The organism is Emergencia sp. 1XD21-10 (assembly GCF_009936045.1).
GTDB classification, from domain to species: Bacteria; Bacillota; Clostridia; order Peptostreptococcales; family Anaerovoracaceae; genus Senimuribacter; species Senimuribacter intestinalis.
In genome coordinates this window covers 1-14,574 of record NZ_QWEQ01000040.1, presented here as the reverse complement: position 1 = coordinate 14,574, position 14,574 = coordinate 1, and the positions used below count along the sequence as shown (strand labels likewise).

14 protein-coding genes are annotated in these 14,574 nt (G+C 43.5%); all 14 read right to left on the bottom strand.

Translation table 11 applies throughout. The annotated features are described in order from the left end of the window. Positions 1 to 319: 319 nt before the first annotated feature. A complete protein-coding gene (locus D1151_RS15600) occupies positions 320 to 1,180 on the bottom strand; it encodes a DUF5688 family protein (RefSeq protein WP_161873806.1) in 861 nt (286 codons plus the stop codon). A gap of 291 nt (positions 1,181 to 1,471) precedes the next feature. Beyond that, the gene (locus D1151_RS15595) at positions 1,472 to 1,996 is read right to left on the bottom strand and encodes a hypothetical protein (protein ID WP_161873805.1); all 525 of its coding nucleotides are present in this window, start codon (positions 1,994 to 1,996) and stop codon (positions 1,472 to 1,474) included. Continuing rightward, complete coding sequence (locus tag D1151_RS15590; protein WP_161873804.1) at positions 1,986 to 3,326, bottom strand: hypothetical protein; 1,341 nt, start codon at positions 3,324 to 3,326, stop codon at positions 1,986 to 1,988. The genes D1151_RS15595 and D1151_RS15590 overlap by 11 nt, the downstream gene beginning before the upstream one ends. Beyond that, a complete protein-coding gene (locus D1151_RS15585; RefSeq protein ID WP_161873803.1) occupies positions 3,326 to 3,628 on the bottom strand; it encodes a hypothetical protein in 303 nt (100 codons plus the stop codon). The genes D1151_RS15590 and D1151_RS15585 overlap by 1 nt, the downstream gene beginning before the upstream one ends. Further along, the gene (locus D1151_RS15580) at positions 3,625 to 4,776 is read right to left on the bottom strand and encodes a hypothetical protein (protein WP_161873802.1); all 1,152 of its coding nucleotides are present in this window, start codon (positions 4,774 to 4,776) and stop codon (positions 3,625 to 3,627) included. Before D1151_RS15580 ends, D1151_RS15585 begins: the two co-directional genes overlap by 4 nt. A gap of 16 nt (positions 4,777 to 4,792) precedes the next feature. Further along, positions 4,793 to 5,626 carry a hypothetical protein gene (locus tag D1151_RS15575; protein WP_161873801.1) on the bottom strand — a complete coding sequence of 278 codons (834 nt, stop codon included), beginning with the start codon at positions 5,624 to 5,626 and terminating at the stop codon, positions 4,793 to 4,795. Continuing rightward, positions 5,626 to 5,910, bottom strand: coding sequence for a hypothetical protein (locus D1151_RS15570; RefSeq protein ID WP_161873800.1), 285 nt, complete (start codon positions 5,908 to 5,910; stop codon positions 5,626 to 5,628). Before D1151_RS15570 ends, D1151_RS15575 begins: the two co-directional genes overlap by 1 nt. A gap of 11 nt (positions 5,911 to 5,921) precedes the next feature. Further along, the gene (locus D1151_RS15565) at positions 5,922 to 6,977 is read right to left on the bottom strand and encodes a peptidoglycan DD-metalloendopeptidase family protein (protein WP_161873799.1); all 1,056 of its coding nucleotides are present in this window, start codon (positions 6,975 to 6,977) and stop codon (positions 5,922 to 5,924) included. Next, on the bottom strand, positions 6,977 to 8,890 hold the full coding sequence (locus tag D1151_RS15560; protein ID WP_161873798.1) for a VirB4 family type IV secretion system protein: 1,914 nt from the start codon (positions 8,888 to 8,890) through the stop codon (positions 6,977 to 6,979). Before D1151_RS15560 ends, D1151_RS15565 begins: the two co-directional genes overlap by 1 nt. Then, the gene (locus D1151_RS15555; RefSeq protein WP_161873797.1) at positions 8,887 to 9,468 is read right to left on the bottom strand and encodes a conjugal transfer protein TraC; all 582 of its coding nucleotides are present in this window, start codon (positions 9,466 to 9,468) and stop codon (positions 8,887 to 8,889) included. Before D1151_RS15555 ends, D1151_RS15560 begins: the two co-directional genes overlap by 4 nt. Further along, positions 9,443 to 9,760 carry a DUF5592 family protein gene (locus tag D1151_RS15550; RefSeq protein WP_161873796.1) on the bottom strand — a complete coding sequence of 106 codons (318 nt, stop codon included), beginning with the start codon at positions 9,758 to 9,760 and terminating at the stop codon, positions 9,443 to 9,445. Before D1151_RS15550 ends, D1151_RS15555 begins: the two co-directional genes overlap by 26 nt. Further along, a complete protein-coding gene (locus D1151_RS15545) occupies positions 9,757 to 11,688 on the bottom strand; it encodes a pLS20_p028 family conjugation system transmembrane protein (RefSeq protein WP_161873795.1) in 1,932 nt (643 codons plus the stop codon). The genes D1151_RS15550 and D1151_RS15545 overlap by 4 nt, the downstream gene beginning before the upstream one ends. Then, positions 11,685 to 14,183: a type IV secretory system conjugative DNA transfer family protein gene (locus tag D1151_RS15540; RefSeq protein ID WP_161873794.1), complete on the bottom strand. Its 2,499-nt coding sequence runs from the start codon at positions 14,181 to 14,183 to the stop codon at positions 11,685 to 11,687. Before D1151_RS15540 ends, D1151_RS15545 begins: the two co-directional genes overlap by 4 nt. After that, the coding region (locus D1151_RS15535; protein ID WP_161909491.1) for a hypothetical protein at positions 14,184 to 14,574 on the bottom strand (391 nt) is incomplete at its 5' end. It lies immediately after the preceding gene.

Sequence of the window (14,574 nt, the reverse complement as noted above, 5' to 3'; positions counted from 1 at the left end):
TTGCGAAAAGAGGACGCCGCAGGCGGCCCGCTGGAAGGAGCAGAGGCATAGGGGGCATACTTGCCGGTGGAGATTTGCCCACAGGGCAAATACAACCGCTTGCCCCTTGCCGACGGGACTGGAAGTGATATAATGAGCAACCAAAAGTGGTCAGATAGATAAAAAACTTCGTGAAGTTTCCTTTTTTATCAGGGCTGCTATTTGCTGCCCTGATTTCCGGACGAAGGATGCAGCCTTCGTCCGGCACTTTTCAGACGGGCTTTTTTATTTGTCAGAGCATTGAGGGGATTTCTCCCCCCTTGCTCATAGTAGCCTTTCCCTACGCGATTCTGACTGTCTTTGTTTGACTATCGTAGAGGTAAACAGTGTCTGACAGATAAATATCTGGCTCAATTGCCGTTCTATTGAATTCCCAGAGCGCTACCTCCAATGCTTCTTTGTCCCATTTACTTGCTGGCATAATGATGAGTTCATGAATAGAGGAAAGTATAATATAAAAATCTCCCCTTATCCTTTCTGCAAATTGCCCCAATCTTTCTGTATCCAAAAGGACTGTCGCACCATATATAAAATTGGAAGATATGAAAATCATATCAATATCATCCTCACTATCCATTATTTTTTCTTTAATTGGCAAAATACGGTTCAGATTTCGCCTTGCCATTTGATAAAGTTCTTCCTCTTCCATACCCATATCGCCTGCCAGACCATTTGTTACCAATGCCGAACTTTCATCGTCAAACATGACACGATAGATAATAGCCAGGTCGAGATACTCTCTATGTGGCATATTTTTCAGCATCTCCCTGTTTTTATCCGCATTTACTAGTTGACACATAACCAGTTCCTTTAATTTGGTCTTATCCTCTAGATTTCTTGGAATTTCCTGCGCAATCTTCAAGCTGGAGGTGAGAATATCCCAAAATTTTCTTAACACAGTCTCTATGATGTCCTTTTCCGAATAATCACCTTTCTCCATTTCCTCATGGTATGCAATGTACATATCTTGTACATATACCATGGGCTGACATGATGGATTCTGCTTTTTTCCAAGACTTACGTAGTCCAACTGCTGGTTGACTTTGTAGTTCTGTCCTTCCGACAGAATATACTCTTGCTCCTTTGCCTTCTCTTGCATCCATTTCATCACCTCTGCCTTAAATTCTTCAAAACTCTTCATGTTTTCCTCCACTTCCGCCTATCAGGCTTTTAAAATTAGCACGCCTGCACTGTAAGCACTGTCGTGCTGTTCACTTGATAGTTGCGAAAGAAGGACGCCGTAGGCGACCTGCCGTAGTGAGATGAGGCAATGGGGGGCAGACTTGCCGGTGGAGAAAAATCCATGATTTTTACAACCGCTCGCCCCTTGCCGAAACGAATGAAGGTGATAAAATGAGCAACCAAGTGAACAGACAAAAGAAAAAACTTCGTGAAGTTTCATATAATAGAAAAAGGCCGGCAAGGACCAGCCTTACCGGAAATTGAACTCATATTCATTATGTTCTTTGTATTCCAGCGTTAAGATGGTCCTTGCCGGATCATTTAATTTAAATTCTATATACGCTATTTCTTTTTTATAGTCCATAGTAATGATCTGCGTACAGGTTGCTTTGGTGACGTCCATGTAGAAATCATACTCCACAAGAAAATTTTCCATTTCCTCCTGCAGTTTTTCCGCATTACCGTCCAGATACAGATCCAGAATTTCATCTGCTATAACAATTCTCAGTCCCATAACCGTTTTTGCCTTTTCTGTATCTATATCTTCCTCCCCGCCGGCATCCGCATTGATTTCATCAATCATTGCCTGTCTTTTTACCTTGTCGATCTGTTCCTCCTGTTCACCATTGTCTGGCAATGGCTCCTTGACATCACTATTATCCGAAAATAAGAAATACAATCCTATTCCCGCAATAAGGATAATCCCAAGAATAACAGCTATGATACCAATTTTTCGCTGTGTTCTTTCATTGTTCATATCAAAATCAATCTTCATTCGCGGCATCTCTCCTTTCTGAAATCTGTTTCTCTATTTCCGCTATATCCTGCCTTATGGCACGATCTACAGCCTCTTTATATGCACCTTCCGATACCTTTCCATCAGCTACTTCCTGTATCGCGTGATGTATACGGCTGTATAAGTCCATACTGTACAAATGCTCCGGCAAGTACTGTAGCATGACTTTATCTATTTCTCGTATTTTATAGCCTTTGCCTTCCTTGAGCACATATCTGCAGATACTCAGTTTTCCCATAATATTTGTGGTCTCTTCCTGATTCCCTGCGGCATAGATTCTAAGCAAGCGCACCAAGCTATCTGCCGTATGCAGCCTTTGTATCTGCATATCTGGATCCATATTCTCTGCTGAAGCTGACTCTGAAACGTATAAGGACAACTGTCTGCGAATAAGGGTATCTAACACCAGCTTCTGTTTTTTATTCTGAATCTCGCTATATAGGATGCCAAACTCCGGCACATTAAGTACCCAAATACCACACTGGCTTTCCATGCTTTTCCAAATTCGCGACGGCAAATCACGATACTGATATTGCAGCGCCTGTTTCTGCCATGGCGTGCCGGCCAGATTGTCAAGCTGCAGAATCAGGTCTGCCATGCTGCCTATTATGCCATCTCCCATAGCCATTGGCCAGGAAACAATCCCTGCAGCGTAAAAATCAAAAAGGATTTCGGACAGATCTGTCGGGCTAATCTGTCCGTCAAGCGCACAGAATAGTTCCAGATAGCTATACGGCCTATGTACTGTTTTCTTCGATTCAGGACTGCTCACGGCAGATTGTAGATCCTGTTGCTTTTCGATAGCTGCAATCAGCGGAAATATTTCCGGATCATAACGCAGATCTACACCAAGATCCTGTAAACACCTTGTATAAGTCGCAGCCATGTTATTACATGTCCACTGCTGCAATGTAAAGTGCACAGCATCGGTTTCCTGCACATCAAAAGAGTAGACTTGATCTGTATCGAAATCCACCGTCATAAGATCGCATCGATAAACCATTTTCTCTGTAAGCCGCGCTTTTTTTGCAAGCACTTCAAAACGCACAGCGCCACTAGGACTCGGTTCAAAAGCGTTATAATACTGTACGCCAATAACATTTTCAATTTTTTTAAGCGCGATATATGATGGATCCGTAACTATGCTTTTGTCCAAAATCGTTTCTCTGTCAAAATATAGCAGACGCGTTATTGCTTTTTCATCTACTTTTTCATATATGCCGTGCCTTAACTGTAATTGTAGTTTAGTGCTGAGTATCCGTTTCACTTGATGGTGGTCCGTAAGGTACATTTTTATGATTCTTGGCATCACGCACCTCCTTTTAGACCTTGCTCGATATACTCCCATGCTTCCAATACCACTTTCATCACTTCCACGCGGCATTCCGGAAACGTCCAGGCAACAACACCTGTTGCAGCAAGTACAGCAATTCCAATTGTTGCAGCCACTCTAGCTGTTAGACCAAGGGTATGCAAGATATAATGCACTGTGTTATTCGTTACCCTGACTTCAACCTGATGGCTTTCATCTTCAATTCCATATCTTTCTTTCAATTGTTCCTGCTCTTGCCGCTCCTGCACAAGAGCAGCCTTTTTTCCGTACAAACTCATGCTTTCACCTTCTTCCTAAATGTAAACCGCTTTTTCTGCGGCTTGGCTTCCTCTATCTCTTCTGCTACTTTTTCTTCCAGCGGTAGTAGTTTTGCATACATTTCTATGTCACTAAACACAAAAGGATCCGGCGTGTAGCCTGCAAAAACAATGGGGCGATTTCCTCCTGCATCTGTAAGCAGCCGCAGGGCGTCACTTCTATCATCGTTGTTCTCCGGCATAAACGAAAGAATCACACTGCAGGAAACATACGGCGGAAGACCAATAATCCGTTCCAGAGCATCATACTCCTGCACCTTACCTCCGCCCACTAAAATCTTTACGTCGTCCTTAATATATGCCGTCCGGTCAAAGTCCCGGTCAAAAACAGCTCCATAATCATAAACATAATAGTCATAGACTTCTTGCGCTTCTGTCAATGCTTCCTGGCTTTCATACAAATCAACACCGCCATAAATCACTGCGGGACCTTTTCTCTCTTCATACCATGCTGCACACTTTTCCACATAGGATACTGCCCTGACTTTGCCACTGCGGTGGGACAGGTCAAAATACTGTGTCTGGTTCAGTTGGACATAGCAGGCAGTGTAGCCTAAAAGCTGTAGATACTTCACACACTGAATCGCCTGGGTCGTTGTGCCGATGCGGCTTTGAGTTCCAGCAAAGCCGATGCTTCGAAAGTTATCAATCCTTGCCTGGGTCTCTGCCTGAACCTTTTCCATTTCTTCAACTTCTTTACGTGCATTTACATCATAGTATCCTCCCATATTTTTTTGCAGCTGATCTTTCAGATCTGCTGCAGAACCATAAAAAATAAAGTTCTTTATATCTTTAGCAAGCAGTGCCTGTGGCAGCGCTGCACCTGGCAAAAAAGACGGCATGTATATAATCGGTTTGGCATTTAACGTCCTGGCTGTTCCGGCGATTTCCGCTGCGATTTCCTCAGCACTGTCAATATAACCGTCAACGTCATAAATCAGAATACTGACAGGATTTTTTCCATATCCTGCATAAGCCAAAATATCATTGGTCGTCCGCTTAATATGGGCGTTTGCATCAATTTGCATATAACTATATTTTCTCTCACGGGCAACTTCTTCGACAAAGTATCCTGCAACTGGACTTCCTATAAATACGATATTTTCCATGGATGGTTTCACCTCCCTAATATGTAGACTTTAACTTTTCCTGCAACTTAATCTGCTCCTGCAGCTGGCGAATCTCCCGCTTTGCGTTTTCCTGCTCACTCTCCGCTGTAGATACTTCGCTTTGCAAAGAAGATATCATGGCCAGGGTATCTGCCTGTTCGCTTTCAGTCTGATAGGCTTGCTCCTTCTCCAATTCGTTTATTCGTTTCTTTGCATTAGCTACCGTCGTTTGCAATGATTCAATATCCGCAAGATGCTGATCAATTTGAGCATTGTAATCAGATATTCTGATTTCGCAAGCCCTCTTTCTGTAGGCAGCCTCATCCATACCTTCTTTTACCTCCATCTTTCCAATCGCTTCTTTTGAAGTATATAGCCTGATGGTATCAAACGCTACTTCCTCCGGATCGACTTCCTCTGGGAGTTTTATACGCAAGGATATTTCGGACCATCTGCTTGGCACATCTTCGATACAGAGCACTACAAAATCCGGTGCCTGGCAGATTACTTCCACGTTCATCTGACCTTTGTTAATATCAACTGCCTCAAAATCATATGTATCAACACCATCGGCTGATCCGTTTGTAATATCTAGTATGATTTCCTGCTTTGCAGTGCTCTGATCCCATGTCCACGACAGAAGCGTAACTTTACGGTCATTTTTTTCAACTGAACTGCCAATCTGCGTGACCTGAATATCTTCATACGCCGGCGGCATCCAGAAATTCGATGTAAAAAAGAAAAAATATCCACCGATAAACAAAATGAAAATACTCACTAGAAGTCGATTGCCGCTCCTTTTGATCTTTGCATTGCGTTCTTCTACCACTTTGTCATTGATATTTCCCATTATTCAATCTCCATGTCAAAATTCTTGCGTGTCTCTTTCATGGCATTGACGCGCATTTTTTCTTCTCCCAATTTAAAATATCTAACTGGAATATTTGCTTCCCTTGCTGCCATAAGAGTTGCAAACTGTGCATCCAACAGTCTGCCGTCTGGTTGTTTTTCAATCAGGATATAATCAGCTTCTTGCAGATTATCTGTGTAAATGATCTGCCACTGTTTGGACATTGCCAGTTTAATTTTTTTCTTCATTTCATCTTTTGCCGATATGTAAACTCTTCCTTCCATTTATTCACCTCTTATTTTGCGCTTGGCTTTTTTACATAATTTAGCGGATCCTTCGCTTTGCCGTGTATAAAAATGCGAAAGTCCAAGTGATCTCCGGTTGAAATACCTGTGGTTCCCATCTTTCCAATCTTCTGACCCCTGCTTACCTTCTGGCCAGCCTTTACCAGTATGCCATCCGATCTCAAATGCATATAACTGGTTTGGACGCCTCTACCATGGTCAATTTTAATTGTGTAGCCACCAGCTCCGCCAGAGTTTTGTGCATAAACGACAGTTCCCCCATCTGCTGCATAAATCGGTGCACCGCTATAAGCAGCAATGTCAATTCCTTCGTGGTATGTGCTTGCACCGGCAGTCGGCGCATCTCGATACCCAAAGTATGACGTGATGATACCGTTGGATACGGTAGGCCACACATATTTTCCTGTGGCAGCACCATTTCCTTTCACATATCCTCCGCCATTATCAAATTGGTACAAGTCATACATTGTCATGATCTCAATCAGACGCTGACTGTAATCAACAGCAGTCGCATAGCCTGCCTTATGAATGGCAACCGCCCATTCATCCGCAGTCTTACAGCCTTTGGTATATGCCGTATAGTGACCACTCGATAGAAGCTGCCCATGGTCGTCAATGCTTTCTGCAACATTATGATATTTTCTAAACTTTGCTGTAATCACATAGCTTTCTCCACCTGAGGTCTGCTCACCAGTTTGATACTCTTTATAACCGGCAGGCCCGATGCCTTTCATTCCGAACAAATTGTGACATTCGTAAGCAAGCAGCGACAAATTTCCCGGATAACTGCCACTGCTCTCTATGATGATTTGCGCCAAAGTGAGAGACGCCGGCACGTCATATTTTTCTTCGCTGTCCATGGCTCCCATAATCATTTCTTCTGTCAAAATCTCTGGAAGTCCTTCCATACTTATACTGCCTCTTCTGCCACCGCTCTCTGAAGCAACAGAGACAACAATGACAAGAAGCAGGATCAATAGCAATAAAAGTATGCCGCCCGATCCAATACCAAACGGCAAAACCCATCTTTTTTTGGAAATATCCATCATGCACCTCCGGCAAACAGCTGCTCCTCATACTGTTTTGAAAGCCAAACTTTAAAAAAGATATTCCGATCTCCTGCGATAGATAGAATCGTTTCTCCTTGCTCTAAATATGGAATCTTTTCTCGCTGCCACGGACTGAGCACTCCTCCAAATAGTTTATCTATCAAAGGCAGTACACTAGAGTCCTGCTTAAAGATAAACTTGTATTGCGTAAGTTCGAAGATAATCTTCAGCTTTTCTATTGCTTCACTTGATGATCCTTCCGGAGCGTAATCACGAATGGACTGTGACGCCAAAGTAACGCCCACAAAATATTTTCTCGCCTCCCTCAAAATCACAATGATAAGGTCAAGTATAAACTCAAACTTCGCATTAATCCACCTGTGGCTCTCGTCAATGATGATAAGAAACCGTACTACGTCCTCAAAAGACAGGGCCTTGCTCTCGTACTGCGCTTTCATATATCCGCCATTGGCGACGGCATTATCCCAGCAAAAATAGGTCATGTTAAAGAGCTGGGCCACAAAGATGTTGTCCAGATCCTTAATCGTACTGATGTCAAAAGTAACGATTTTTTCGTCAACAATATTATCAATGGTTGTATGGCCATCAAACATTTGACCGTAGTTTCGCACGAGAGACGAAATTGCTTTATATATGCTATTCAGCTGGCTGACTTCCTGAATCAGAAGCGCCTTTCGCACATCATCTGCCTTTGCGGCTTCATCTGTTTTCACATCCATTTCTTCTTTTATATAAGCTGCAAGGTCTGAAAACGTCGGATACCTGTTTGCTGGAAGCCCTGTAATGCGTTTCCCTTCTCCCGGCACTAACTCAAAACGTTCATACAAAGACCGTAAAATATTCTGTAAGTCAATGAGAGTTTTATATGTGGTGCCCGGTACTAAGCACTGATAAAACGCACTTACCTTTGAAATATGACGAACATAGTTCGTTCCATCATCGTCTCCAGATCGCAAAATCTCCAAAGGATTTAGTAGCCCATGTTGGCCGTCACATTTTATGATCTTACCGCCAAACTCTCTTGTCAGCTGCGTAAATTCTCCAGAGATGTCAAAGCAGCGCACAAAGTCACCTCGCTCAGCACGCGAACGAAAACGCTTCTTTAGAAAGGTAGATTTTCCGCTGCCCATATCTCCTACCGCAAGGGTATTGTAATGCTTTCGCCTATCTGTTTTCGCAAACTCATCATACACCACGCATCCACCACAGCCCGTAAAGCCCAGCAGATCTCCACTGTCATCCTCAAGGGATGAAAACTTGAACGGATACCCGCCGGCAATCTGTTCTGTCATGAGTGACAGTCCCTTAATAGCAAAGGGTTCTGCCGCCTGCCTGGTATAACTTTGCCAGAGGGATTTCCATTCCCGCTCTCCTTCATTGAGCAAAATGGTCGGCATATACTCATCTGCTTCCAGATTCTCCATGATCTCACCACACTGCTCCTCCACACTGACCAAACTCTTACCTGAAACAAAGATCCGAAAGTGCATCATCTTGACCACTTCCCCCATGGACTTTACTTCGTCGTACATCAGCTGCAGCTGGTGCTGGCGCTTTTGGCTGTCGTAGATTTCCTGATAATTGGTCGCGTGTTGCTCCCGGCTGAATTCCTCCTGCAGCGCCCGGTTGATGTTCTTTTGTACCTCCCGTTTGTCGCGGGTTGACGCATCGATTACCGTGATGCAGTCCTTCTGCCGCGTAATGTCTGATAACCAGTAATCATCTAGCCTTGTCGGCAGCCGGTAAATATGTATGATCTTGGTATAGCCGTCTCCAGTGGTGATATAGTTAGGGGCGGCAAAGGTAATGCCGCCCTGTGGCTGTATGTAAGAAAAAAGCGGCAGATCAATACGGTCTGTCGCCTTTGTACTCTGTTTCTTTCTTTTCATTTTATTCCTTCCTCCCTTACAATCAGTGAGTTTGGGTTGCACAGTTTGTACACGATCTGCAGCTTTTTTTCCAAACTAATCTCACGCACACCGTCTCCAAGGATAGATAGCTGCTGCACCTGATCATAATGCTGTTCTGCGGTTTTGCTCATAAGGACAAAATAGTATTCACGCTTACGGGTGCCCTTTTCCGCTTTTTGCAATTCAGAAATGGACCGCTGCAGCCATTTTTTCCGCACCGGATCGTTGGTCTCCTGCATTTTCTTCGTCAGTCTCTTCTCCTGACTAAGCAGATTCGTCGGGAAGTTCATACTGATAATCTTGATGTCATCCTTATACAGCTTCAGAAATTTTGCAAGCCTGATCATTAGCATCTGTACCTCGTCTTCCATCATATTATCTACGTCATCAGCCACCTTCTCGTAAATGTCAAAATAGCTGCCATCTTTTAATACAAATGCCTTTGCATCCTCGTCATAATACCGGATGGGCAGGATATCCAGATTATTCTTTTGTGCAGCCGGTTTCTTCTCTGACTGATCCTTCTCTTCCTTATTCTTTTTCGATTTCTGCAGCAAGACCTTGCACCTCCTCTCCATATACAGCCTTGTAAACAGCCGTATTATGCTTTAAAAGCAGAAAAACGCTTTCCATATTTCTTCTTTTACGGTTAAACGCACTTCTGCAAGTCAAAAAGATGCAGCAAAACAATGAAAAAATATAGTAAGGGATATGCAGTGAAGGATGTACCATAGCCTTCAGCGCATAAACTATCGCCATATAACTTAACACAAAGAAGAAGTCCAATGCCTCAACATTTTTAAACACGCGGTTTGGACTTTCAATTTCCTCTGTGATTAAATACTTCATTTATCATCATCCTTTCTTATGTTTCCATCCTTGATATTACGATCAAAAATACGACCTTTATATCTTGATACAATCCGGTTCTGATCCAGACTGCTGCTTTGGTGCTTTTGGACAGTGCTGCCCTGCTCCATCATCTGATCAAAACGATCTGGTTTTCTTTTTTTACTATGTGCATCAGGCTTCTCTTTGGCTACAGTATCTGACATCCGTTTACCTTGATTTTCAGCAGCAGTATCTGGTCTATTTCTATCTTGTCCACTATTTTCCATGAATGTCCCTTGCTGCTTGCCTTCGTCCGGAGTGTCAACGCTTGTATCACCGATTGGCTCTCCCTCATCTGCAGAGTTGTCCATAAAGGCAGCATCATAAGTGCCCCTGTTTTCTGCACTGTGCTGACTTTGGTCTCTATCATTTTCGCCAGATGCAGCATCCTCAGCTGTACCTGCATCCATAAATGATGTATCAGAAAAGTTCTGTTCTGCATTTCTTTGATTTCCTGCATCATAGCCTGTTTCAGATCGTTCTTGTCCGGTATAATCATTCTGATTACCGTGGCTCTGTGGATCTCCTGCTACTGCAGATTTTCCATCAGTGTTATCCTCCTGCCCATGTTCGCTATCCATAAAGCCAGCAGCTCCTCTGTCTCCATCCATAGCATTTCGAACAGCTTCACTAGTAGCTGTAGCCTGACGATTCATCATATAGCGTTGCATACCATAACGTGCTGCCATCCTTGCCGGTGCTGCAGCCGTATGCATCGCTCTATGTGCCGCACCACTTCCAGCCTTATATACTGCCATCATCCGCGCAGTTGATGATTTTAATCCGGCATCCATACCAAGAAGTTTTTCCACCAGGTTTGGTCCATCAATGACGGAAAAAGCAATAAACAGAATGATAGCAGCTTCAAGCAGAGAGTTCATTGCAAGTTCATCAATGTACGCTGTAAAGAAGTAGAACAGCTTGATGCAAAGAGTAGTAACAAACAGCAGTATATACGTATCTCTGATGAATACTAAAATCTTTGCAATCTTTTGTCCACCGGATAGTTCTGCGCTGTAAAGATACGCTAAAAGCCTTGCAAAAACTAATTCAAAAGCAAGTCTGGTACATTTATACGCCATAGCAATGTATAAGACGATGATGGATAGCAATTCCAATATCACCGGAAGACAGTCGATCTTGTAGCGGTAATAAAAGTTATTCCCCACAGAGGTCCAAGCTACACCATCATAGATCTCTCCGACATCATAGCTGTTGCCATCACCTCCAGTAATAATCATCTGCGTCAGAATATCTTCGGCTGCATCATCATTAAAATCATAACTATCACTATCAGGATCCATTACTTCCGCATAATCCATAACATTCATTCTCTGGCTGGTCATTTTAGGATGCGGCAGCTTATTCTCATTCTCTTCATAATTGATATTACTTAGCCCGATCTGCTGATCCAGATAATAGATATCCATCATGTTGTTGCCGATGATATCATATACATTTCCAGTAGCAGTATCCTCCGTCACGCTATCTATACCTGCTTTTGCATCCAAAACCGCCGTATTGAGCTGCTGAAATACTACTGCTGAGCAGGTCACGCATAAACAGGCGATGCAGATGTTAATTGCAATTTTCGGCTTTTTCTCATGGTTTGCGATGAGCATGATCCCAAGGGCAAAAATTGATATAGCCATAAGTGCCACAAATACTGGCTTAAAATTCTCAATAAAGGTATTGATCTTTGGCCATGTTGTAAAGTCTATAAGCCCGAAAGTAATATCATACAGCTGCCTGCAAGCATCTGCCACAGTGGTAAGCACCTTCAAAAGCCAAAAGCCTATCGTCCTCAGCGCTCCGGTCACGATATCATTTTGGGTAAGCAGATCCCCATTATTCAGGTAAAAGTCTATGAGTTCTTTTTTACTCATGCCGCGCCTCCCATCAATTCCAGTATTTTTTCTTTTTCTTCTGTTGTATAACCGCTTTTACAGACGGCTTCCGTAACTTTTGACAAGGTTTCTTTTCCTGTGGTAATACCGAGAGTTTCCCTATATGCCTCATCAATTTGCTGCAACTTATAGCAAAGCTGCAGATACTCCGGCAGTTCTTCCATTTTCATATAGCTTTCCTTTTTTCTTGCCATATTCGCAATTGCAGTCTCCGGCTCATAAATCATGGAAGTATAGTCAATATGCGCCCGGCTCTCTGTGTTAATGTCCTCAATAGCAATATCATCAGGATTTGGAAATGTGTCAGTAAGATACATGTACCTGTATAAAAGCGCTGTGCCCTGTCTCATTCGCCAGTGCCCAATACGAATATGCATCTCTTCTTCCTCGGTCGTGTCTCGATTCTCATTTTCATCCGGATGCCGCATAATTTGGCCATGGCTTCTTGCTTCCAGCATTTCACTCTTTATCTGCTGCTTTATTCGTTCTGACGGTTCATCGGCATACTCATTTATAATAGGGTAGCTTTCAATCGCAACGCCCAGACGGTCTGTTCGCTTGATGCCGCGATAGACCACGCACTCTCCTTCTCTGAGCCTGGCAAGCTCATCGGGATACATAAGCGGTCTTTCACTCGCACTTTCAGTGAAGTTTTTATCCAGTGTAAACCTGCTGCCAGAGCGCTGTACCTCTACGATAGTGGCCTTACCCAATACCTTCGAAAATTCCTCTGCTGTTTCATCTCCGATACTCTTTATGTAGATCTGGTTTGCAAAGTTTTCAAGGATCGTCTTAGCATGATCCTTATATATTGCCGAAATCTGGTTGAGCGCCTGTACATAAATGTCGAAACTGACCCCAAGACCAAGGCATACCGTCACAAAACCGGCAAAGTTTTCGATTTCCGGGAAGTTTCCGAATTCATCCAGAATGAACTTAACTCGCCGATCCAGCTTGCCCTGCTTGCTGCCTTTGCGCGTCTTAGTCAGATTGAACAGGTACTGGTAGACTTGGGCGATGAAAGTTGTGACCAGAAAATGGTTAGATCTATCCTCTGATGGGATCCCGATAAAAATAGCCACAGGCTTTTCCCCATAACCGATTTCTTCAATATCTACATCGTTTTCTGCCGTCAGCCTTGCGATATTATCCAGTGCAAAGATGGATACTGCAGACTGCATATTAAGATATACACTGCCTTTGGTCCGGTCGCCGGCAGTTTTGATTTCCTGATAAAGGCTTTTCGCATAATCCAGCGGAGGACGATTATTAAAATATTCATCCAAAGCCGTTTCTGCAATCTTTTCTCGTTCCATCTGGCTCGTTGCCCTAGCCAGGGCTTTTCTATCGCAAAGTTCCCTGAAAAAGTTCAGGCACGAAAAACAGCTGACTTTCTTCTCATTGGGATGTATTTCTGTAAAACTTACCTCTGGTGGAATATAGTAGAGTCGTTCATTAAGCAATACATCTTTTCCATCACCCGAAAGTTCCTCATATTTGTTTCTCGCCAGCTGTTGTTGTTCTTCTGTCAGCGCAGTGAAAGCATTGCGTTTTTCCATCCATGCCATACGCCGCCGCTCATTGAGCTGCTTATCCTCTTCCATGCAGTCTGTGGCGATGGCGATAATCAGAGCTGTAAACAAGTCTGTTGCTGTGTTTTTCCAAATCGGCTCCTGCGTGGAATTATCCGCAGCGAAAATGGAAAAGCTGAAAGTCTTGGCCGCCATCTGAGCCTTTTCCACAAGTCCTGCCCGATAGTAGTCCACCACCAACTGCAACGGGTTATATCCCATAGAATGCATCGGGTCAGCAAGATTAAGTAGCCGCACGATATATCCGCGCGCCTCCAGTGTCTTTTTACTACTTTTATATAACTCCAGCTTTGGGTCTGAGACGATCATGGACGGTCTGTCCTTCAGCAATTTCGCCCTGGAATAGACGTCAATGCTTGGCAAAACATACATCTCACCTTTACCAGATCTGGTCGTGCCGATTACCAGTGTATTCGAGTGGCTATCATCAATGTAGAGAGTTTCCTCCTGCCGGGATATAATTGTGCCTCCTTTACCTGGATAGAAATCATTTTTCAAAGGCACCGGTTTATATTGCTGCCGTACTTCTTCTTGTGTGGTCCACCTTGCAGTACCTTTCTGCCCATGCCTTAGTTCTTTATCTGACAAACTTGCCCTAATCTGATATACAAGGATGCTGTCCAATGCTGCCATAACCAGCAAAAAGAACAAATACAATCCAATAATGCTGCCACTCCAGCGCCAGAAAAGCGGAAAAATGTTCCAAAATCCAAAGGACGTTTCCGGCAGGCCGTTTCTCACTAAGCTGCATACAATGTTTACCACATAATTGAATGCAAAAAAAATGATTAGATCAATGCTGCCCACTGCCAGCGGAATCACGTTCCACTTGGCCAGAAAGCGGGGCAGCTTCATGGTCTTGATCTCGTTAGTAGATCTCATTTATTCCATCTCCCATCCTTTATTCAATTCACAATTATTCTGTTTATATGACACGATCTCTTTTGCCATCTCCTGCATTAAATCGTTGCCAAACAGCCCAGCCTGATCACTTTCCATAAATTTCTCATACAGTTCTTCCTGTAATTCTTCTTCTCCCGACGTTTCTGGAAACTCTGCTTCAAGAATTGTCTTGAATTGCTCTTGCAACGAGTTTTGCGCAAAGCGTTTTCTCACATAATCATGACCGGAAAATTCAGATGCTGCATCTGCCAAGGCTTCCTTGTCCCAACCGAAATATTGACCGTGATCCCATGTCTGGCTTTGTGCATCCCATCCTTTTGCGATGAGAAAATGCCGGTCACTCCCCCGCATAAGCAATAGATCGGTATTG

Coding starts and splice junctions, on each gene's coding strand:
- D1151_RS15600 (WP_161873806.1), bottom strand. CDS start 1,180: ATGAAGAGTTTTGAAGAATTTAAGGCAGAGGTGATGAAATGGATGCAA.
- D1151_RS15595 (WP_161873805.1), bottom strand. CDS start 1,996: ATGAAGATTGATTTTGATATGAACAATGAAAGAACACAGCGAAAAATT.
- D1151_RS15590 (WP_161873804.1), bottom strand. CDS start 3,326: ATGCCAAGAATCATAAAAATGTACCTTACGGACCACCATCAAGTGAAA.
- D1151_RS15585 (WP_161873803.1), bottom strand. CDS start 3,628: ATGAGTTTGTACGGAAAAAAGGCTGCTCTTGTGCAGGAGCGGCAAGAG.
- D1151_RS15580 (WP_161873802.1), bottom strand. CDS start 4,776: ATGGAAAATATCGTATTTATAGGAAGTCCAGTTGCAGGATACTTTGTC.
- D1151_RS15575 (WP_161873801.1), bottom strand. CDS start 5,626: ATGGGAAATATCAATGACAAAGTGGTAGAAGAACGCAATGCAAAGATC.
- D1151_RS15570 (WP_161873800.1), bottom strand. CDS start 5,910: ATGGAAGGAAGAGTTTACATATCGGCAAAAGATGAAATGAAGAAAAAA.
- D1151_RS15565 (WP_161873799.1), bottom strand. CDS start 6,977: ATGGATATTTCCAAAAAAAGATGGGTTTTGCCGTTTGGTATTGGATCG.
- D1151_RS15560 (WP_161873798.1), bottom strand. CDS start 8,890: ATGAAAAGAAAGAAACAGAGTACAAAGGCGACAGACCGTATTGATCTG.
- D1151_RS15550 (WP_161873796.1), bottom strand. CDS start 9,760: ATGAAGTATTTAATCACAGAGGAAATTGAAAGTCCAAACCGCGTGTTT.
- D1151_RS15545 (WP_161873795.1), bottom strand. CDS start 11,688: ATGAGTAAAAAAGAACTCATAGACTTTTACCTGAATAATGGGGATCTG.
- D1151_RS15540 (WP_161873794.1), bottom strand. CDS start 14,183: ATGAGATCTACTAACGAGATCAAGACCATGAAGCTGCCCCGCTTTCTG.